We start from the raw sequence: 20226 nt of genomic DNA, 5'->3' as shown, positions 1-20226 counted from the left end.
AAGACGCTCCATGGCTCGTATGGGCGAAAGTGCCGACCTGCTGAAATGCTCGTTCTGCGGCAAGAGCCAGAAGCAGGTCCAGCAGCTCATCGCCGGTCCCGGCGTGTACATCTGCGACGAGTGCGTCGAGCTTTGCAACGAGATCATCGAGGAGCGCCTGGCGGAGGCCGCCGAGGAGCACCCCGGTGAGTTCGACCTCCCGAAGCCGAAGGAGATCTTCGCCTTCCTCGAGGAGTACGTCATCGGGCAGGACGCCGCGAAGAAGGCGCTCTCGGTCGCGGTCTACAACCACTACAAGCGCGTGCGCGCCAAGGGCACGCTCGCGGCGGCGGACACGATCAAGGACGACATCGAGATCGCGAAGTCGAACATCCTGCTGATCGGGCCCACGGGCTGCGGCAAGACCTACCTCGCGCAGACGCTCGCGAAGCGCCTCAACGTGCCGTTCGCCGTCGCCGACGCGACCGCGCTGACGGAGGCCGGCTACGTCGGCGAGGACGTGGAGAACATCCTCCTCAAGCTCATCCAGGCCGCCGACTACGACGTGAAGCGCGCGGAGACCGGCATCGTCTACATCGACGAGGTCGACAAGATCGCCCGCAAGGCCGAGAACCCGTCGATCACGCGCGACGTCTCCGGCGAGGGCGTGCAGCAGGCGCTGCTGAAGATCCTCGAGGGGACGACCGCGTCGGTGCCGCCGCAGGGCGGCCGCAAGCACCCGCACCAGGAGTTCATCCAGATCGACACGACGAACGTGCTGTTCATCGTGGCCGGCGCGTTCGCCGGGCTGGAGCAGATCATCAGCCAGCGGGTCGGCAAGAAGGGCATCGGCTTCGGCGCGACGCTCCACTCGAAGGTCGACGAGAAGACCCTCTTCGCGGACGTGCTGCCGGAGGACCTCCACAAGTTCGGCCTGATCCCCGAGTTCATCGGCCGCCTCCCGGTCGTCACGACCGTGCTGCCGCTCGATCGCGTCGCGCTGATGGAGATCCTGACCGAGCCGAAGAACGCGCTCGTGAAGCAGTACCAGCGCATGTTCGAGCTCGACGGCGTCGACCTCGAGTTCGACCACGGCGCGCTCGAGGCGATCGCGGACCTCGCGGTGCTGCGTCAGACGGGTGCTCGCGGCCTCCGCGCGATCCTCGAGGAGGTGCTCGGGCCGGTGATGTTCGAGGTGCCGTCCTCGAACGAGGTCGCCCGGGTCGTCATCACGCGCGACGCGGTGGAGAAGAACGCCGCGCCGACGATCGTGCCGCGCAGCCGGATCCGCCCGCAGGAGAAGTCCGCCTGAGCCGACTCCGCTGGTCGAGGCGCAAGCCTCGCAGCTGTTCGGGGTCGGGGTGGTCTCGGCACGGGCGCCGGGGCGCCCGGCTCAACCACCGGGGCTGGGTGCGGGGCCCGGGCGCGCGACGAGTCAGCCGAGGCCGCGGCGCGCCAGGAGCGGGGCGATGTCCGCGTCGCGGCCGCGGAACGCGCGGTAGGCGCCGATCGGGTCCTCCGCGTTCCCGCGCCCGAGCACGAACCGGCGGAACCGGTCGCCGTTCTCCCGCGTGAGGCCGCCGTGCTCGTCGAACCAGGCGACCGTGTCGGCGTCGAGCACCTCGCTCCAGATGTACGCGTAGTACGCCGCGCTGTACCCGCCCGCGAACACGTGCGCGAAGTACGTGGAGGCGTAGCGCGGCGGCACCGCGGGCACGTCGAACCCCGCGGCCGCCAGCGCCCCCGCCTCGAACGCGGCGACGTCGACGACCGCGTCCGCCTCCTCCACCGTGAGCCGGTGCCACGCCTGGTCGAGCACGGTCGCCGCGAGGTACTCGGTCGTGGCGAAGCCCTGCCCGTACGTGCCGGTGGCGCGCAGCCGATCGGCGACGCCGTCCGGCAGTGGCTCGCCGGTCTCCACGTGCCGCGCGTACCCCGGCAGCACCGCCGGGTGCAGCACCCACATCTCGTTGACCTGGCTCGGGAACTCCACGAAGTCGCGGGGGACGTTCGTCCCGGCGAGCTTCGGGTACCGGACGGTGGCGAACAGCCCGTGCAGCGCGTGCCCGAACTCGTGGAAGAGCGTCTCCACCGAGTCGAGCGTCAGGAGCGTCGGGGTGCCGGCGTCCGGCTTCGGCACGTTCAGGTTGTTGATCACCACCGCCTGCGCCTCGCCGGTGAGCGACGCCCGGTCGACGAGCGAGTTCATCCACGCGCCGCCCCGTTTCTCGTCGCGCGTGTAGAGGTCGAGGAGGTACAGCCCGAGCGGCCCGCGCTCATCGGCCACCGCGAAGACGCGGACGTCGGGGTGGTAGCCGACGAGGTCCGCCCGTTCGGTGAAGGTCACGCCGTAGAGCCGCCCGGCGGCCGCGAACACGCCGTCCTGCAGCACCCGCTCCGCCTCGAACCACGGTCGCAGCGCCGCGAGGTCGACGTCGTACTCCTCCCGCCGTCGTGCCTCGGCGAGGAAGGCCCAGTCCGCGGCCGCGACGTCGCCGCCGAGCTCCTCCTGCTCCCGGCGGGCGTTCCTGACCGCCGCGGGGACCAGGCGGTCGAGCAGCGCGGTGACCGCCTCCGTCGACCCCGCCGTCTCGTCGACCGCGACCAGGGCGGCGTGGTCCCGGAATCCGAGCAGTCGTGCGCGGCGGGCGCGGAGCCGCACCGTCTCGAGCAGGATCGCGCGCGTGTCGTGATCGCCGCCGCGCGTGCCGCGGGCTCGGGAGGCGTCCATCAGCCGCCCGCGCGTCGCGGGGGAGACGAGGTCCGCGAGGGCCGGCTGCCCGGTCGGCAGCACCAGGGTGAGGAGCCAGCCGTCAAGCCCGCGCGCCGACGCCGCCTCCCGCGCCGCGGACACCGTGTCGGCCGCCAGCCCGTCGAGCTCCGCGGCGTCGGTCACGTGGACGGCGAGGTCGTTGGTGTCGGCGACGAGTGCCGCGTCGAACCGGGTGGCCAGCGCCGAGAGCCGCTCGTTGAGCCCGCGGAGCTCCTCCTTGGCCGCGTCGTCGAGCGCGGCGCCGGCGAGCAGCATCTCGGTGCGCGTCCGCTCGACGAGCCGCTGCTGCTCCGCGTCCACCGCCCCGCGATCCCGCCAGACGGCGTCGACGCGGGCGAAGAGCGCGGAGCTCAGCCGGATGGCGTCGCCGTGCGCGGCGAGCCGAGGGGCGACCCGCTCCTCCAGGTCGCGGACGAAGGGCGTCGCGTGCGCGGAGGCGACGGTGAAGAACGCGGCGGTGACCCGCTCGAGGACGGGCCCGCTCAGCTCGAGCGCCTCGAGCGTGTTCGCGAAGGTCGGCGTCTCCGGGTCGGCCTCGATGCGGGCCACCGCCTCGCGCTGCTCGCGCATCCCGATCTCGAACGCCGGCTCGTAGTGGTCGTCGCGGATGTCGGCGAAGGGCGGGAGCGCGGCGGGCAACGTGCTGCGCACGAGGAACGGGTTGTCGGTCACGGTCCGATCCTAGGAATAGCAGACCGCAAAGATCTGTTTGCAAAGAGGTCTTTGCAATCGTAGGATGGAGGTGTGGTGGACGAGGCGAGGCGGATCGGGGTCGAGGCGCTCAAGGCGCTCGCCCACCCGCTGCGCGTGCGCATCTTCAGCGAGCTGACGAGCTACGGTCCGGCGACGGCGAGCAGCCTCGCCGCACGGCTGGGCGAGTCGAGCGGATCGACGAGCTACCACCTGCGCCAGCTCGAGAAGCACGGCTACGTGCGGGAGGACGCCGAGCGCGGCAACGGCCGGGACCGCTGGTGGGAGCGCGTGCCCGGCCCGATCGAGCTCGCCGAGGCGACCTTCGCGTCGGATCCGGGCGCCCGCGAGGCGGGCGACCTGGTCGAGCGGGAGTTCATCGACAACGAGAACCGGCGCTTCGCGGACTACTGGTCGAGCCGGCCGCAGCTCCCCGAGGAGTGGGTGCGGTCGACCCAGACCGGCTCGGCGGCGCTGCGCCTGACCGCGGCCGAGCTGGAGGAGCTGGGACAGGAGGTGTGGGCCGTGTTCGAGCGGTGGCGATCCCGTCCGGCCGACCCCGCTGCGCAGCGCGTCGACCTCCAGTTCCGCGGGTTCCCGATCGTCCGCGAGGACGGGCGCCTGGAAACGAAGGAGGAGGGATCCCGATGACCCGCCGAGAAGGGGTTGTGGATCGGCGAAGGGCCGCTGTACGGTTCTCGGACGCCGACACCTGGAAGGAGCGTGAGCCACATGACCCCGATGCACTTCGCCGAGGCGCTCACGCCGATCCTCGTCGGTGATCGCGCCTGCTGAGCGCCGCGTCCGACTCGTCGACCGAGACCGTAGACCGCCTCACGCACCGCTGACCGCCGTCCGCTGACGGCGCCGCCGCACTCCGCTCGGGGTGCGCCTCCGCCCGACTCCGTCGGGTCTCCCGCCCGACCAGGGCGTCTCGTCCGCCGACCGGCGGGCCGCCGGTGTGCCCGCACGCCCGCATCACGAAGAGGAACACGCATGTCCACGACCAGGACCCGGGAGCGCGACCAGGCGCTCGGGACCGCCATCAGCCTCGGCGAGCTGCCGGAGCTGAGCGCCACCGACCGCGTCGCGCTGCGACTCGGCGTGGCCCTGATCCTCCGGGCTCAGCGGCACGCGGAGCTGCAGGAGCGCGCCGAGCAGGCGCGGCGCACCGGCGTCGCCGGGCTCGCCGCCGCGGCGCGCACCACCGCATTCGAACGCCGTCACCCGGCCGGACCGACCTGGTGACCACGACACCCCTGGAAGGAGGAGCACTCATGACCACGACGACGACCATGACCGACCGGCCGATCCTGCGGGACGACCTGCCTGAGCTGACGGCGACCGACCGTCTGGCGCTGACGATCGGCACGCTGCTGATCCTGCGCGCCGAGCGGCACCGCGCGCGGCGCGCCGACCGGGCGGAGCATGCCCGTGCGGCCCACGCCGAGGCGCACGCCGCGGCGACCGCCGACGCCGCGTTCGAGCGCCGCGCGATGGCCGGCCCGACTTGGTGAGCCAGCACCACCCACGGCGAAGGGGACCCGGCGCGGAAGCGCGGGTCCCCTTCGTCGTACTTGGTCAGGGATGAGGCCCGCGGAGCGCGACCGCCCCTCATCCCTGAACACCGGAGAGGACTAGTCGTCCTCGTCGTCGTCCGAGTCGTCCAGCTCGACGGAGGTCACGAGCGCGACGTCGTCGTCCACGAGCCGGATGCGGGTGCCGTCGTCGAGGTCGACGATCGGCTTGCCCTCCAGGAACGTGAGCGTCCAGCTCCATCCCGTCGTCGCGACGTCGGCGTCCTCCAGCTCCGCCTCGACGGTGCGGATCGCCGCGCGCACCGGTTCCGGCACGCGCGCGGGCGCAGCGGCACCGATGGGCCACCTGGTGCCGAGCTGCACCTCAGCCGACCGGGACCGTCTGCAGCACCCAGCCGCCGGCCGCGTCCGCGAACTTGTCTTGCAGCGCCTTCGCGGCCGCGTCGTCCGTGTGCGCGCTCCAGCGCAGCAGCGCGTGGCGGCGACCCTCCGCCTCGGTGCGGACGTGCTCCACGAGCGCCGTCGCGACGCCCTGGCCGCGCTGGGCCGGTGCGACGAAGAGGTCCTCGATCTGGAAGCCGCCGTCGCCCTGCAGCAGGCGCTCGAAGGGGATCGCGTGCACGAAGCCCACGACGGAGCCGGACTCGTCGTGCGCGACAGCGGCGTGCGCGCCGGGCGCCTGGATCGCCGTCCACACGCGCATGACGTGCTCGTCCGCGACCTCCGCACCGGCTCCCGCCGCGTACTCGGCGAACAGCCCGTACCAGGCGAAGAACTCCCGCTCCGAGAGCTGGGTGATCGTGACCGTCATCGTGCTTTCCCCCTACTGCGCGTCGTCCACGAACACGACGTCGGACACCGTCACGGCGGCGCCCTCCGTGTCGTCCACGCGGAGCTCCACCGCGGCGATCCGGCCCGCCGCCTTCAGATCGTCGATCACGAGCTCGATGCCCTGCAGCACCGCGGCCGGACCGCTGATGGTGAGTGATGCTACCGGGGACTTCTGCGACGCCTTGGCATCCGTCTTGGCACGTCGGATCCCGATCAGCGTGTCGCCGGCCCACCCGAGCAGGGCCCGGTCGCCGCCGAGGCCGAGCGGCTCGGGCCACCGCTCCGCGTGCACGGAGGCGCTGTGCGACCAGCGCCACGCCTCCTCGGTCGCGAACGGGATCACCGGGGCGAGCAGCTTCAGCAGCGCCTCGAGCGCGAGCTTCAGCGCCGCCGCCGCGGACGCCGCGCCTGCCGCGTCGTCGCCGTACGCGCGCTCCTTCACGAGCTCCAGGTGGTCGTCGCAGAACGTCCAGAAGAACGGCTCGACGATCTCGAGCGCCCGGGCGTGGTCGGACGCCTCGAAGGCGGCCGTCGCCTGCTCGATCACGTGGTCGAGGGCGGCGAGCATCGACAGGTCGAGGGGCCGGGTGACGAGCGAGCGGTCCGCCTCGCCCTCGAAGCCGAGGATGAACTTCGCCGCGTTCAGCACCTTGATCGCGAGCCGCCGGCCCTTGCGCATCTGCGTCGGGTTCAGCACGTCGAGCGCCGCGTCGGTGCCGAGTCGGCTGGAGGCAGCCCAGTAGCGCACCGCGTCCGAGCCGTGCTGCTGCAGGATGTCCGCCGGCGTGACGACGTTCCCCTTCGACTTCGACATCTTCTTGCGGTCCGGGTCGACGATGAAGCCGCTGATCGCCGCCGACTTCCACGGCAGTTCGCCGAATGCCAGCTCGCTGCGGAGCAGGGTCGAGAACAGCCACGTGCGGATGATGTCCTGGCCCTGCGGGCGCAGGTCGAACGGGAACACCGCCTCCCACAGCTCCGGGTCGCGGAGCCAGCCGCCCGCGAGCTGCGGGGTGAGGGACGAGGTCGCCCAGGTGTCCATCACGTCCACCTCGCCGACGAAGCCGCCGGCCTGCCCGCGCTGCGCCTCCGTGAAGCCCGGCGGCACGTCGCTCGACGGGTCCACGGGCAGCTGCGCCGCCTCCGGCACCAGCACCTCGTCGAACAGCGGGTTGCCGTCGCCGTCGAGCCGGTACCAGACCGGCAGGGGCACGCCGAAGAACCGCTGGCGGCTCACCAGCCAGTCGCCGGTGAGCCCGCCGACCCAGTTCTCGTAGCGGACGCGCATGAAGTCGGGCACGAAGTCGAGGCGCTCGCCCGCGTCGAGCAGGCGCTGCTTGAGCTCCGGCTGCCGCGCGCCGTTCGTGACGTACCACTGGCGCGTCGAGACGATCTCGAGGGGGCGGTCGCCCTTCTCGAAGAACTTCACCGGGTGGGTGATCGGCCGCGGGTCGGCGAGCAGCTTGCCGGCCTCGCGGAGCAGCTCGACCATCGTGGCGCGCGCCGAGAACACGGTCTTGCCGGCCAGCTCGGCGTACGCCTCGCGGCCCCGCGGGCTCTCGATCGCGGCCGGCGCCTCGCTGACGAAGCGGCCGTCGAAGCCGATCACCGCGCGCGTGGGCAGCTGGAGGTCGCGCCACCACGTCACGTCGGTGAGGTCGCCGAACGTGCAGATCATCGCGATGCCCGTGCCCTTGTCGGGCTGCGCGAGGTGGTGCGCCACCACGGGCACCTCCACACCGAACACGGGGGAGCGGACGGTCTTCCCGACCAGGCCGGCGTACCGCTCGTCGTCGGGGTGCGCGACGAGCGCGACGTTCGCCGGCAGCAGCTCCGGCCGCGTGGTCTCGATGACGACGTCCCCGTCCGGGCCGTCGAACGCGACCGTGTGGTACGCGCCGGGCTGCTCGCGGTCCTCGAGCTCGGCCTGCGCCACCGCCGTGCGGAACGTCACGTCCCAGAGGCTCGGCGCCTCCGCCTGGTACGCCTCGCCGCGCGCGAGGTTGTCGAGGAACGCGCGCTGGCTGATGGCGCGGGCGTCGTCGCCGATGGTCCGGTAGGTCTGGCCGAAGTCGACCGAGAGGCCGACCGTGCGGAACACCTCCTCGAACTGCTGCTCGTCCTCGACGGTGAGGCGCTCGCAGAGCTCGATGAAGTTGCGGCGCGAGATCGGCACCTGGTCGCCGGCGCGCGTCGACTTCGCGGTGCCCTCGACGGGCGGCGTGAAGTCGGGGTCGTAGGGCAGCGACGGGTCGCACCGCACGCCGTAGTAGTTCTGCACGCGGCGCTCGGTGGGCAGGCCGTTGTCGTCCCAGCCCATCGGATAGAAGACGCGCTTGCCGCGCATGCGCTGGAACCGCGCCATCAGGTCCGTGTGCGTGTACGAGAACACGTGACCGATGTGCAGGGAGCCGCTCGCGGTGGGCGGCGGGGTGTCGATGGAGTAGACGCCCTCGCGGCCGCCCTCGGTGCCGGGGAAGCGGTGGACGCCCTCGCGCTCCCACACCTCTGCGAACTTCTGCTCGAGGCCCTCGAGCGCGGGCTTGTCGGGGATGGACGACATGGAGGGACCTCGGTTCGCGGTGTGGGCGGCACCGTGTCGCAGGTGCCTCAGATGTGCGCCCGGTCGGGCGGACCTCCAGCGTACCGGGCCCTCGCGGATCCGCAGAAGCGTCGCCGATCCGCAGTCCTCGGGCGACACGCCGCGTCCGAGCGGTCGTGCAGCGGCGCGTCGGGCAGGAACTGCGGATCCGCGAAGGCCCTAGCGTGACGGGGTGGGGGCTCGGGCGTGGTGGCGGATCGCGCCCGCGGTCTTCGCGCTCGCGTACGGCGGCAACCAGTTCAGCCCGCTGCTGCTGCTGTACCGGCAGCAGGAGGGCTACAGCCAGGTCGAGGTCGACCTGCTCTTCGCGGCCTACATCGTCGGGATCATCCCCGGCTTCCTGATCGCCGGTCCGCTGTCCGACCGGTTCGGCCGCAAGCCGGTGCTGCTCGTGGGCACCGTGCTCGGCGTCGTGGCCAGCGCGGTCCTCGGGCTCGGCGCGGCGTCGGTGCCGGCCCTCTCGATCGGGCGGCTCGTCTCCGGCGCGAGCGTCGCGGCCGCCATGGTCGTCGGCAGCAGCTGGATCAAGGAGCTGTCGACGGCGCTCCCCGCAGCGGTCGCGGCGCGCCGCGCGTCCCTCACGTTGACCGCCGGCTTCGGGCTCGGGCCCGCCGTCTCCGGCGTCATCGCGCAGTGGGGACCGGCGCCCACCGAGCTGCCCTACGCCGTGCACGTGGTCCTCGCGCTCGCGGCCGGCGGGGTGCTGCTCACCGCGGCGGAGACCCGGCGGAGCGGCGTGCTGCTCGTCCGCGTCCCGCGGGCGGTGCGCGGCCGCTTCCTCGGCGTCGTCGTCCCCGCCGCGCCGTGGGTGTTCGGCTGCGCGAGCGTCGCGTTCGCCGTCACGCCGGCGGCGCTCGCGGGTCGGCTCGGCGACGGCGCGATCGGCTACGCGACCCTCCTCGCGGTCGTCGCGCTCGCCTTCGGAGCCGGGATCCAGCCCTTCGCGGCCCGCATCGGTCGCGCGACCGGCGGTCGGCAGCTCGCCGTGGGGCTCGCCGTCGCCGTCGTCGGGGTGCTCGGGGCGGCCGTCGTGGCCCTGGTGCAGCAGCCGCTGCTCGGCGTCCCGGTCGCGGCCGTGCTCGGCGCGGCCTACGGCATCTGCCTCGTCTCCGGGCTCACGGAGGTGCAGCGGAGCGCGCCGCCGGAGGACCTCGCCGCCCTGACCGCGGTCTACTACAGCGCCACCTACCTCGGCTTCACCTTCCCGGTGCTGCTCGCCGCCCTCACGGCGGTCGCGCCGGAGCCGCTCCTCCTGGCGCTGCTCGCGCTGCTGGCGGCGGTCTGCCTCGCGGTCGTCCTCCGGAACGCCGCCCGCTCCAGCACCTGAACCCCGGTTCGCGTCGCGATCCGTGCCGCAGGCGGATGAGGATCGCGGCACGGATCGCGACGCGAAGGCCGGGCGCGGACCTGGGACCCGCGTAGGATCGCGGGACAGACTGCGATCCGGCCATCACCGGGGAGTCCCCGGAAGAACGCCCTCGGGCAAGTAGAACCGGGCGGGCCGGCCCGTCACAGCCGCTGCAAGAGAGGGCGCGCGAGCGCCAAGCGGGGTGGTACCGCGCCGGCAGGCGTCCCCGTGCACAGCGTTGACCCGAGACGTGCACGGAGGACGAGATGGCGTACCCGAAGGACGGCGGCGAGGCGGTCAGCCCGAGCCCGAGGTTCCCGGACATCGAGCGCGACGTGCTCGCGTTCTGGGCCGAGGACGGCACCTTCCAGGCCTCCATCGCGCAGCGCGAGGGCGCGCCCGAGTGGGTGTTCTACGACGGCCCGCCGTTCGCGAACGGCCTGCCCCACTACGGCCACCTGCTGACGGGCTACGCCAAGGACGTCTTCCCGCGCTACCAGACCATGCGCGGCAAGCAGGTGCACCGCCGATTCGGCTGGGACACGCACGGCCTGCCCGCGGAGCTCGAGGCGATGCGCCAGCTCGGGATCACCACCAAGGACGAGATCGAGCAGATGGGCGTCGGCGCCTTCAACGCCGCCGCGCGCGCCTCGGTGCTCAAGTACACGGGGGAGTGGCGCGACTACGTCACCCGGCAGGCCCGCTGGGTCGACTTCGACGACGACTACAAGACGCTCGACCCGTCGTTCATGGAGAGCGTGCTCTGGGCGTTCAAGACCCTCCACGACCAGGGCCTCGCGTACGAGGGCTTCCGCGTCCTCCCGTACTGCTGGAACGACGAGACGCCGCTCTCGAACCACGAGCTCCGCATGGACGACGACGTCTACCAGCGTCGCCAGGACCCGTCCGTGACCGTGACCTTCCCGCTCGTCGGGGAGAAGGCGGAGGCGCTCGGGCTCACCGCCGTGCGCGCGCTCGCCTGGACGACGACGCCGTGGACGCTGCCGACGAACCTCGCGCTCGCCGTGGGGCCGGACATCGAGTACGCCGTCGTGCCCTCCGGGCCGCTCGGCACCGCGGACTCGCAGGGCGCGGACGGGACCGGGGCGCCGTCCGGGCAGGGCGCCGAGGTCCTCACCGCGGACTACCTCGTGGCGCTCGCCCGGGTCGGCGACTACGCGAAGGAGCTCGGCTACGCGTCCGCCGCGGAGGCGCGCGATGCGGTCTCCCGGACGCTGCTCGGCCGCGAGCTGCAGGACGTCCAGTACGACCGGCTCTGGGACGTGTACGCCGACGCCGCCACCTGGGGCACCGAGCGCGCCTGGCGCGTGCTCGTCGCCGACTACGTCTCCACCGAGGAGGGCACGGGCGTCGTCCACCAGGCGCCCGCCTACGGCGAGGACGACCAGCTCATCTCCACGGCGGCCGGGATCCCGACGATCATCTCCGTCGACGAGAAGGCGCGCTTCCTCCCGATGTTCGCGGACACGGAGCTCCCGGAGGTCGTCGGCCTCCAGGTCTTCGAGGCGAACCGGCCCCTCATCCGCGCCCTGCGCGCGAAGGGCCGCCTGCTGCAGGAGCGCTCCTACGAGCACAGCTACCCGCACTGCTGGCGCTGCCGCCGGCCGCTCATCTACAAGGCGGTCTCGAGCTGGTTCGTCCGCGTCACGGACTACCGCGACCGGATGGGCGAGCTGAACCAGGCCATCACCTGGGTGCCGGACAACGTGAAGGACGGGCAGTTCGGCAAGTGGGTCGCGGGCGCCCGTGACTGGTCGGTCAGCCGCAACCGGTACTGGGGCAGCCCGATCCCGGTCTGGCGCAGCGACGACCCGGCGCACCCGCGCACCGACGTGTACGGCTCGCTCGAGCAGCTGGAGGCCGACTTCGGCCGCCTCCCGCGGAACGAGGCGGGGGAGGTCGACCTCCACCGCCCCTACATCGACGAGCTGACCCGACCGAACCCGGACGACCCGACCGGCGCGTCCACGATGCGCCGGATCGAGGACGTGTTCGACGTCTGGTTCGACTCCGGCTCGATGCCCTACGCCCAGGTGCACTACCCGTTCGAGAATCGCGAGTGGTTCGAGGGGCACAACCCGGCGGACTTCATCGTCGAGTACATCGGCCAGACCCGCGGCTGGTTCTACGTCATGCACGCGCTCGCGACGCCGCTGTTCGGCCGGCCCGCGTTCTCGACCGTCGTCAGCCACGGCATCGTGCTCGGCAACGACGGCCAGAAGATGTCGAAGTCGCTCAGGAACTACCCGGACGTGTCCGAGGTGTTCGACCGGGACGGCTCCGACGCGATGCGCTGGTTCCTCCTCGCTTCGCCGGTGCTGCGCGGCGGCAACCTCATCGTGACGGAGGAGGGGATCCGCGAGGGCGTGCGGCAGGTGCTGCTGCCGCTGTGGAGCACGTACTACTTCTTCACGCTCTATGCGGGCGCGGAGGACTACGACGCCGAGTGGCGGACGGACTCCGCGGACCCGCTCGACCGGTTCGTGCTCGCCGCGACGGGCGACCTCGTGCGCGGGCTCGAGGCCGACCTCGACGCGTTCGACACCGCAGGCGCCTCGCAGCGCCTCCGGGACTTCGCGGACCTGCTGACGAACTGGTACGTCCGCCTCTCCCGCGAGCGGTTCTGGGCGGTGAAGTCGGGGAACGAGGGGCTCTCCCGGTCGAGCCGCGACGCCTTCGACACGCTGTACACGGTGCTCGAGACGGTCACCCGGGTCGCCGCCCCGCTGCTCCCGCTCGTCGCGGAGCGGGTGTGGAAGGGCCTGACCGGCGGGCGCAGCGTGCACCTCACCGACTGGCCGGACGCGGGCGCGTTCCCAGTCGACGCGGCGCTCGTCACGCGCATGGGCCGGCTTCGGGAGATCGTCTCCGCGGCGCTCGCGCTGCGGAAGGAGGCCGGGCTGCGGGTCCGCCTCCCGCTCGCGCGGCTCACCGTCGTCGCGACGGACGCCGCCGACCTGGGGCCCGGGCTGCGGATCCTCGAGGACGAGCTGAACGTCCGCGCGGTCGACCTGGTCGTGGAGACCCCGGACAGCGGGGCGGAGTACGGCGTCGCGCAGCGATTGTCCGTGAACGCCCGCGCGCTCGGCCCGCGCATCGGCAAGCAGGTGCAGGCCGTGATCAAGGCCGCGAAGTCGGGCGACTGGTCCTCCGAGCCCGGTGGCGGCGTCGTGGTGGGCGGCGTGCCGCTGCTCGACGGCGAGTACGACCTCGTCCTCGAGCGCTCCGGCGCGACGGAGGGGACGGCGCTCGGCCTCCTGCCCTCCGGCGGCTTCGTGCTGCTCGAGACCGCCACGACCCCGGAGCTCGAGCTGGAGGGCCACGCGCGCGACTTCATCCGGGACGTGCAGCAGGCCCGCCGCGCGGCGGGCCTCGAGGTCACGGACCGCATCGACCTCGCGGTCGAGGGGGACGCCGACCTGCTCGCGATGCTCGCCGCCCACGGCGATCTGGTCCGGTCGGAGACGCTCGCCGAGTCGCTGACGGCTGCGCCCGCCGACGCGGGCTCCGGCGACCGCGTGCTCCGCTGGCCGGACGGCCACCTCGTGCACCTCGTCGCCGGCACCTGGGGAGCCGCCGAGGGCGGCCGCTTCGAGCTGCGGCGTGCGGGAGGATCGGTGCTCGATGTCTGACACCGCCCTCGACCGGATGCTCGACGAGCTCTACGGCCGCGTCGGCGAGAAGGCGCCGCAGCCGCGCCTCTCGGCCACGCGCAAGGCCCTCGAGCTGATGGGCGATCCGCACCGCAGCTACCCGATCGTGCACATCACCGGGACGAACGGGAAGACCTCCACGTCCCGCCTGATCGAGAGCATCCTCCGCGCGCACGGGCTGCGGACCGGCCTGTTCACGAGCCCCGACCTCGGGTACCTCGGCCAGCGGATCGTCGTCGACGGGGAGCCGATCGCGGAGGACGACCTGCTCGCCGCGTGGGCGGAGACGAAGCCGTTCCTCGAGCTCGCGGACGCGCAGCTCGCCGAAACGGGGGAGCCGCCCCTCACCTTCTTCGAGGCGCTCACCGTGCTCGCCTACGCGGTCTTCGCCGACGCGCCGATCGACGTCGGCGTGATCGAGGTCGGGATGGGCGGCGAGTGGGACTCGACGAACGTGGCCGACGGCCAGGTCGCGGTGTTCACGCCGATCGACCTCGACCACACCGAGCGCCTCGGCCGCACGGTGGAGGAGATCGCGCGCACGAAGGCCGGGATCGTCAAGCCGGGCCGCTCCGTCGTGACCGCGGCCCAGAAGCCGGAGGCGCTCACCGAGCTCGAGCGCGCGGCGGCGCTGTCCGAGGCGGACGTCACCCTCGAGGGCCGCGACTTCCGCGTGCTCTCGCGCACGCCCGCCGTCGGCGGCCAGCTCGTCGACGTGCAGGGCCGCGCGGGCCGGTACGAGGGGCTCTTCGTGCCGCTGCTCGGTGCCCACCAGGCGCAGAACACCGCGGTCGCGATCGCGGCCGTCGAGACGTTCCTCGGCGGCGGCGACCAGCTGATCACCGGCGACGTCCTCGCCGAGGGCCTCGCCGGCGCATCCTCCCCGGGGCGCCTCCAGGTGCTCGGCGGCGGCCCGCTCCTCGTCGTCGACGCGGCGCACAACCCGCACGGCGTCACGGCCATGGCGGCGGGCCTCGCCGAGTCGTTCCGGCTGAACCACGTCGTCGCCGTGCTCGCCGTCCTCGCGGACAAGGACGCGGAGGGCATGATCCGCGCCGCCGCCGACCTCGTCGACGAGTTCGTGGTGACCACGGCGCCCTCCGACCGCACGACCGACCCCGACGAGCTCGCCGCGCTGGTCGTCCGCGTCGTCGGCGCGGACCGGGTCGTCGTCGAGCCGGACGTCGCGCGGGCGCTCGAGACCGCCCGCGGCCTCGCGGAGGAGCACGCCGGTCAGCCGGAGGCCGACGGGTCGGCCGACGCCGCGGCGGTGCCGCCGCAGCCCGGCGTCGTCGTCTTCGGCTCGATCACGCTCGTCGCGAAGGCGATCGAGCTCGTCCGCGAGCACGGATGGCCGTGAGCGTCCCGAGGCGCGCCCGCCGGCCGCGCAGCGTCGTCGCGACGCTCGCGGCGATGCTGCTCGTCACGGAGCTGCTCGTCGTGCTGCTCGCCGCCCTCGCGCTGCTCGGGCTGAAGGACCTGCCGCCCGCGGTCGCGCTCGGCGGCGGGGGCGCGCTCGTCGTCCTCATCGCGGTCGCCGCGGCGCTCGCGACCCGGCCCGTCGGCATCGTCCTCGGCTGGGGCGTGCAGGTCGTGCTGCTCGCGACCTTCGCCGTCAGCATCCCGGTCGGCATCGTCGGCGTCGTGTTCGCGGCCATCTGGGTCTACGCGATGATCGTCGGCAGGCGCATCGACCGCCGTGAAGCCCCGCCCGCGTCCTAGAGAAGGAGCACCATGCCCGACGCCGTCCAGGAGACCCTCGTCCTCGTCAAGCCCGACGGGGTGGCGCGGAACCTCACGGGGGAGATCCTCCGCCGCATCGAGGCCAAGGGGTACTCGATCACCGACCTGAAGATGGTCGAGGCGGACCGCGGTCTCCTCGAGCGCCACTACGAGGAGCACGTCGGCAAGCCGTTCTACGAGCCGCTCGTCGAGTTCATGGAGTCCGGCCCGATCGTCGCCGTCCGCGTGGCCGGTCAACGGGTCGTCGAGGGCTTCCGCTCCCTCGCCGGCGCCACCGACCCGACGACCGCGGCGCCCGGCACCATCCGCGGCGACTTCGGCCGCGACTGGGGACTCCGCGTGCAGCAGAACCTCGTTCACGGCAGCGACAGCCCCGAGTCCGCGGCGCGCGAGCTCGCCCTCTGGTTCGCCTGAGCACGACAGCAGGAACTCTCGGGCACGACAGCAGGAAGCAGACGCTTCAGCAGGAATCAGGCGCGCCGCGCTTCCTGCTGAAGCGCCTCATTCCTGCTGTCGTGCTCGTGCTCGTGCGGACGTCAGACGAAGAGGCGGTGGAGGACGTCCAGCCGCATCTGCGCGATCACCGCGAAGGCGACGTAGACGACGAGGGTGAGGATCGGCATCCAGCCGTACACGCGGTCGGCGATCCGAGCGACCCGGTCACCGAGCGGGAGGTTCTGCTCCCGCAGGTTGTAGAGGGTGGTCGCGAGCGACATCGGGATGACGACCGCCCAGACGGTCATGCACCACGGGCAGAGCGTGTTCAGGACGAACACGCTCACGCTCATGAGGTACGCGACGAAGCCGATGGCGAACGCCATGCCGACGTTGAAGAGGGCCCACCACCAGCGGGGGAACCGCACCCCGATCAGCGACGCCACGCCCATCAGCACGGTGATGGGGAACGCCACCAGCCCGATGAGCGGGTTCGGGAAGCCGAACACCGAGCCCTCCGGGGAGTTCAGGTTCTTGCTGCACTGCACGAGCACCGAGATGTCGCACGACGCCTTCGCCGAGACCCCGTCGATGGTGTTCTGCAGCGCGATGAACTTGTCCGTCGTCAGCGCGAACGCCGCGATCAGGCCCACGATTCCGCCCACGATCAGGAGGATCGCGAGTGCGCGGGAGGGTCGGGACATCCGCTCGATCACGGCAGGCAGTATCCCACCGGGTGCGCGCCCGCCAGCGCCGACGCGGCCCGCGTGCGATACTTGACGACAGGTCACCGTGCTTCGGTGCCGAACGCTTGGACAGGTCTCCGGACCGAGCCGCGCAGCGCAGGTCGCCGCGGGGCGGCGCTTGTCCCGCCACCGGCGCACCGCCCCGGCGCGCTACGACATCAGAGGATCTCCCGGACTCGACGGCGCCCCGGCGCGGCGGGTCCGAGGTGAACACGGCGGCAGCGGAAGCCGCAGCCGCGTGAGGAGTGCACCAGCGATGGTGGAGTACCACGAGAACGAGACCGAGCAGGACCGGACCGCGGAGGAGCAGCCGACCCGTCGACGGCGGCGCGCCACCTTCCAGCCGATGCCGCTGAGCGACGCCGACGCGCCGCAGCCGATCGGTGTCGGGGGCGACGGGGTCGCCGCCGAGCCGGACGGCGCCGACGTGGCGCCGACGGACGAGGTGCTGCCGCCGCCCGCGGTGCCCGTGGAGCTCCCGCCCGCCGCGGACGCCGACGCCGATGGCGCGTTCGACGACGCCGACGAGCAGGGCGAGCCCGACGTGATCGTCCCGGCAGCGCCCGACGCGACGGAGCCCGCGGACGCGGCGCAGCCCGAGGACGCGGCCGAGCCCGCCCCGAGTGGGTCCGCGGCCCCGGCTCGGCCCGCCCTGGCCGTGCTGTTCCAGGCGCCTCCGGCGCTGCCGCAGCCCGCCGGCGCTCCCTCCGCGCCGCAGGACGTCGACGAGCCGTCCGACGAGGACGACGAGGACTCGGGCGGCTCGCGCCGCCGCCGCCGCACGCGTCGTCGGTCCGGCGGCGGGCAGGGCGAGGCCGAGCAGCCGGGCACGACCGAGGTCGTCACCAAGGCGAAGCCGGTCCGCGAGCCGATCACCGAGCCGCAGAAGCTCAAGGGGTCGACGCGGCTCGAGGCGAAGCGCCAGCGCCGCCGGGACGGCCGCGACACCGCGCGGCGCCGCACCGTCGTCACCGAGGCCGAGTTCCTCGCCCGGCGCGAGGCCGTCGACCGCGTCATGCTCGTCCGCACCATCGGCGACCGGGTCGAGATCGGCGTGCTCGAGGACGGCGTCCTCGCGGAGCACTACGTCGCGAAGAGCCAGAACCTGTCGCTGATCGGCAACGTCTACCTCGGCCGCGTGCAGAACGTGCTGCCCTCGATGGAGGCGGCGTTCGTCGACATCGGCCGCGGCCGCAACGCGGTCCTCTACTCCGGCGAGGTCGACTGGGAGGCGGCGAGCGACCGCCTCGGCGACAAGGGCTCGCAGTCGCGGAAGATCGAGCTCGCGCTCCGCTCCGGCGACCAGGTGCTCGTCCAGGTGACGAAGGACCCGATCGGCCACAAGGGCGCGCGGCTCACCTCCGCGATCTCCCTGCCCGGCCGCTACCTCGTCTACGTGCCGAACGGCTCCATGTCCGGCATCTCGCGCAAGCTCCCCGATACGGAGCGCGCCCGGCTGAAGAAGATCCTCAAGGACGCGCTGCCCGACTCTGCGGGCGTCATCGTGCGCACCGCCGCCGAGGGGGCGACCGAGGAGCAGCTGACCATCGACGTGCAGCGGCTCGCGAACCAGTGGGCCGAGATCGAGCACCTCGTCGAGACCGCCCAGGCGCCGACGATGCTGCACGGCGAGCCCGACCTGCTCGTGAAGATCGTCCGCGACGTCTTCAACGAGGACTTCTCGAAGCTCATCGTCGACGGCGAGGAGCCGCGCGCGACGATCGAGCGCTACCTGCAGCAGGTCGCGCCCGACCTGCTCGACCGGCTCGAGCGCTGGGAGGGCGACGGTGACGTCTTCTCCGCGCACCGCATCCACGAGCAGATCGAGAAGGCGCTCGACCGCAAGGTGTGGCTGCCGTCGGGCGGTTCGCTCGTCATCGATCGCACCGAGGCGATGACGGTCATCGACGTCAACACGGGCAAGTTCGTCGGCTCCGGCGGCAACCTCGAGGAGACCGTCACCAAGAACAATCTCGAGGCGGCGGAGGAGATCGTCCGCCAGCTGCGCCTCCGCGACATCGGCGGCATCATCGTAGTCGACTTCATCGACATGGTCCTCGAGTCGAACCGCGACCTCGTGCTGCGTCGGCTCGTCGAGTGCCTGTCGCGCGACCGCACGAAGCACCAGGTGGCGGAGGTCACCTCCCTCGGCCTCGTACAGATGACGCGCAAGCGCCTCGGCGTCGGCCTCGCGGAGTCGCTCGGCGACGGCAACTCCAGCCTGGAGAAGCAGGAGCAGGCGCAGTCCCAGCAGCAGGGCCGCCGGCGCGGCCGCGGCGGCAGCGGCGGGCAGAACGGCGGCGGCCAGCAGCAGCCGCCCGCGCCGAAGACGCCGATCACGCACGCCATCACCGAGGGTGCCCGGACCGCGCTGTCGCAGATCGCCGGCGCCACGTTGAAGCCCGGCGAGCACGCGGAGCACCAGGAGCCGGCCGCGACGCAGGCCGCGCCCGCGGCGCAGCAGCAGACCCTGCCGCCCGCATCCGAGACGCCCGCGTCCGAGCCCGCGCCCGCCCTGGTGCTCGACCTGCCGGTCGAGCCGCGGGAGCCTGCGACCCGGCCGGCGAAGCGCGAGGCCGAGGGCCTGCTCGACGCCGTGCTGGAGGCGCTGCCCGCGCCGAAGGCCGCCGGTCAGGGCCGTCGCCGCAGCCGTCGCGTCAGCACCCCGACCCTCACCGCGGGCGAGGAGTAGCCCGCCTCACGGGGCCTTCCGCTGCAGTTCGGACGGTGCGCACCGCCCGGCTTGCAGCGGGAGGCCCCGCTTCAGCTGGAGCGCGGGTCAGCGGTCGCGCGACTTGACCCGCAGGCCCGAGGCGATCAGGCGTCGCGTCAGTTCGTGCGCCGAGACCGACTCCGCGCCGAGCGCGGTCAGCGCCGGGATGCGCTCCTCCGGCACGTCGTAGTGGTCGAGGTCGAAGCTCCGCGCCGGCAGCCCCGCCCGCTCGGCGAACGCGTGCAGCTCCTCGAGCGACGCGTCGCTGACGAGGTGCGCCCACAGCCGCCCGTGCGCCGGCCACATCGGCACGTCCACGAGCACGGTCACGGCCACATCGTCGCACCCCGCCGATGCGGGTGAGGTCGACGCGGACTCCTGCTACCATGGACGGTCGGTGCGCTGGGCTGCCCACGTGTGTGTGCCCGTCGAGCACCGATCCGACTTGGTCGGTCGCGACGCCTTCGTCCCTCCCGGGACGGTGGATCGCTGCGGCCGGCATCCAGTGAACGAAGAGTTGGGGCTCGAAGTGGTCTATGCGATTGTGCGCGCCGGTGGGCGCCAGGAGAAGGTCGAGGTCGGCACCGTCCTCGTGGTCGACCGGCAGAAGGCCGGCGAGGACGGGAAGCTGACGTTTGCGCCGGTCCTGCTCGTCGACGGCGAGACCGTGACGCACGCGGCGGCGGACCTGGCGAAGGTCACCGTGACGGCCGAGCTGCTCGGCGACGAGCGCGGCAAGAAGATCGTCATCCAGAAGTTCAAGAACAAGACCGGCTACAAGAAGCGCCAGGGCCACCGCCAGGAGCTGAGCCGCGTCCGCATCACCGCGATCGGCTGAGGAGCAGCACATGGCACACAAGAAGGGCGCGAGCTCGACCCGCAACGGTCGTGACTCGAACGCGCAGTACCTCGGCGTGAAGCGCTACGGCGGCCAGGTCGTGAAGGCCGGCGAGATCATCGTCCGCCAGCGCGGCACGCACTTCCACCCGGGCGCGAACGTCGGCCGCGGCAAGGACGACACGCTGTTCGCCCTCGAGGCTGGCGTGGTCGAGTTCGGCGCCAAGGCGCGCCGCAAGGTCGTCAACATCGTCGTCCCGGCCGAGGCCGCTCTGGAGAGCGCCGCGGTCTGACGCAGCAGGACTGAACGGACACGG

At 72.7% G+C, this 20226-nt stretch carries 18 protein-coding genes; 12 read left to right on the top strand and 6 right to left on the bottom strand.

All coding sequences use genetic code 11. From position 1 onward, the window contains the following. The first annotated feature begins 10 nt into the window (after nt 1-10). On the top strand, nt 11-1291 hold the full coding sequence (gene clpX, locus CLV52_RS12980) for an ATP-dependent Clp protease ATP-binding subunit ClpX (protein ID WP_133766716.1): 1281 nt from the start codon (nt 11-13) through the stop codon (nt 1289-1291). A gap of 123 nt (nt 1292-1414) precedes the next feature. Here the strand turns inward: clpX and CLV52_RS12975 are convergent, their stop codons facing one another. After that, nucleotides 1415-3424 carry a M3 family metallopeptidase gene (locus CLV52_RS12975; protein WP_133766715.1) on the bottom strand — a complete coding sequence of 670 codons (2010 nt, stop codon included), beginning with the start codon at nt 3422-3424 and terminating at the stop codon, nt 1415-1417. Between the two features lie 72 nt (nt 3425-3496). Here CLV52_RS12975 and CLV52_RS18955 point away from each other — a divergent pair, with 72 nt between their 5' ends. The 3 genes from CLV52_RS18955 to CLV52_RS12960 all read left to right on the top strand — a co-directional run bounded on the left by CLV52_RS18955 (nt 3497) and on the right by CLV52_RS12960 (nt 4959). Further along, the gene (locus CLV52_RS18955; RefSeq protein ID WP_133766714.1) at nt 3497-4093 is read left to right on the top strand and encodes an ArsR/SmtB family transcription factor; all 597 of its coding nucleotides are present in this window, start codon (nt 3497-3499) and stop codon (nt 4091-4093) included. Between the two features lie 345 nt (nt 4094-4438). Continuing rightward, nucleotides 4439-4690 (top strand): hypothetical protein, encoded by a 252-nt coding sequence (locus tag CLV52_RS12965; RefSeq protein ID WP_133766713.1) that lies wholly within the window; start codon nt 4439-4441, stop codon nt 4688-4690. Between the two features lie 29 nt (nt 4691-4719). Further along, the gene (locus CLV52_RS12960; RefSeq protein ID WP_133766712.1) at nt 4720-4959 is read left to right on the top strand and encodes a hypothetical protein; all 240 of its coding nucleotides are present in this window, start codon (nt 4720-4722) and stop codon (nt 4957-4959) included. A gap of 120 nt (nt 4960-5079) precedes the next feature. On the opposite strand, the gene CLV52_RS12955 is transcribed toward CLV52_RS12960, so the two are convergent. From CLV52_RS12955 to valS, 3 genes are read right to left on the bottom strand one after another with little or no spacing between them, the layout of a single operon-like run. Further along, nucleotides 5080-5295 (bottom strand): hypothetical protein, encoded by a 216-nt coding sequence (locus tag CLV52_RS12955; protein WP_211342686.1) that lies wholly within the window; start codon nt 5293-5295, stop codon nt 5080-5082. Nucleotides 5296-5344: 49 nt separating this feature from the next. After that, nucleotides 5345-5791 (bottom strand): GNAT family N-acetyltransferase, encoded by a 447-nt coding sequence (locus CLV52_RS12950; protein WP_133766711.1) that lies wholly within the window; start codon nt 5789-5791, stop codon nt 5345-5347. Between the two features lie 12 nt (nt 5792-5803). After that, the gene (gene valS / locus CLV52_RS12945) at nt 5804-8374 is read right to left on the bottom strand and encodes a valine--tRNA ligase (protein ID WP_133766710.1); all 2571 of its coding nucleotides are present in this window, start codon (nt 8372-8374) and stop codon (nt 5804-5806) included. Nucleotides 8375-8585: 211 nt separating this feature from the next. On the opposite strand from valS, the gene CLV52_RS12940 reads away from it, so the two are divergent. The 5 genes from CLV52_RS12940 (at nt 8586) to ndk (ending at nt 15592) form a co-directional block, all read left to right on the top strand. Continuing rightward, entirely contained in the window at nt 8586-9740 is a 1155-nt protein-coding gene (locus CLV52_RS12940) for an MFS transporter (RefSeq protein ID WP_133766709.1), read from the top strand. A 287-nt stretch (nt 9741-10027) separates the two neighbouring features. Further along, a complete protein-coding gene (gene ileS, locus CLV52_RS12935) occupies nt 10028-13414 on the top strand; it encodes an isoleucine--tRNA ligase (protein ID WP_133766708.1) in 3387 nt (1128 codons plus the stop codon). Next, nucleotides 13407-14795: a bifunctional folylpolyglutamate synthase/dihydrofolate synthase gene (locus CLV52_RS12930; protein ID WP_133766707.1), complete on the top strand. Its 1389-nt coding sequence runs from the start codon at nt 13407-13409 to the stop codon at nt 14793-14795. The genes ileS and CLV52_RS12930 overlap by 8 nt, the downstream gene beginning before the upstream one ends. Further along, a complete protein-coding gene (locus CLV52_RS12925) occupies nt 14792-15157 on the top strand; it encodes a DUF4233 domain-containing protein (protein ID WP_162850843.1) in 366 nt (121 codons plus the stop codon). The genes CLV52_RS12930 and CLV52_RS12925 overlap by 4 nt, the downstream gene beginning before the upstream one ends. Nucleotides 15158-15169: 12 nt before the next feature. After that, on the top strand, nt 15170-15592 hold the full coding sequence (ndk, locus tag CLV52_RS12920) for a nucleoside-diphosphate kinase (RefSeq protein ID WP_133766705.1): 423 nt from the start codon (nt 15170-15172) through the stop codon (nt 15590-15592). 122 nt (nt 15593-15714) lie between these two features. On the opposite strand, the gene CLV52_RS12915 is transcribed toward ndk, so the two are convergent. Further along, nucleotides 15715-16278 carry a vitamin K epoxide reductase family protein gene (locus CLV52_RS12915; RefSeq protein WP_246018116.1) on the bottom strand — a complete coding sequence of 188 codons (564 nt, stop codon included), beginning with the start codon at nt 16276-16278 and terminating at the stop codon, nt 15715-15717. 337 nt (nt 16279-16615) lie between these two features. Here CLV52_RS12915 and CLV52_RS12910 point away from each other — a divergent pair, with 337 nt between their 5' ends. Next, on the top strand, nt 16616-19051 hold the full coding sequence (locus tag CLV52_RS12910) for an Rne/Rng family ribonuclease (protein ID WP_133766704.1): 2436 nt from the start codon (nt 16616-16618) through the stop codon (nt 19049-19051). 87 nt (nt 19052-19138) lie between these two features. On the opposite strand, the gene CLV52_RS12905 is transcribed toward CLV52_RS12910, so the two are convergent. Continuing rightward, nucleotides 19139-19402 (bottom strand): DUF4031 domain-containing protein, encoded by a 264-nt coding sequence (locus tag CLV52_RS12905; protein ID WP_133766703.1) that lies wholly within the window; start codon nt 19400-19402, stop codon nt 19139-19141. A 199-nt stretch (nt 19403-19601) separates the two neighbouring features. Between CLV52_RS12905 and rplU the strand changes: the two genes are divergently transcribed. Both rplU and rpmA read left to right on the top strand, forming a co-directional pair. Further along, the gene (gene rplU / locus CLV52_RS12900; protein ID WP_133766702.1) at nt 19602-19910 is read left to right on the top strand and encodes a 50S ribosomal protein L21; all 309 of its coding nucleotides are present in this window, start codon (nt 19602-19604) and stop codon (nt 19908-19910) included. A 10-nt stretch (nt 19911-19920) separates the two neighbouring features. Then, on the top strand, nt 19921-20202 hold the full coding sequence (gene rpmA / locus CLV52_RS12895) for a 50S ribosomal protein L27 (protein WP_133766701.1): 282 nt from the start codon (nt 19921-19923) through the stop codon (nt 20200-20202). Nucleotides 20203-20226 lie beyond the last annotated feature (24 nt).

Source organism: Amnibacterium kyonggiense (assembly GCF_004364555.1).
GTDB lineage: Bacteria > Actinomycetota > Actinomycetes > Actinomycetales > Microbacteriaceae > Amnibacterium > Amnibacterium kyonggiense.
The sequence above is the reverse complement of the archived record's forward strand: the minus strand, read 5'-3'. Positions and strand labels throughout refer to the sequence as shown.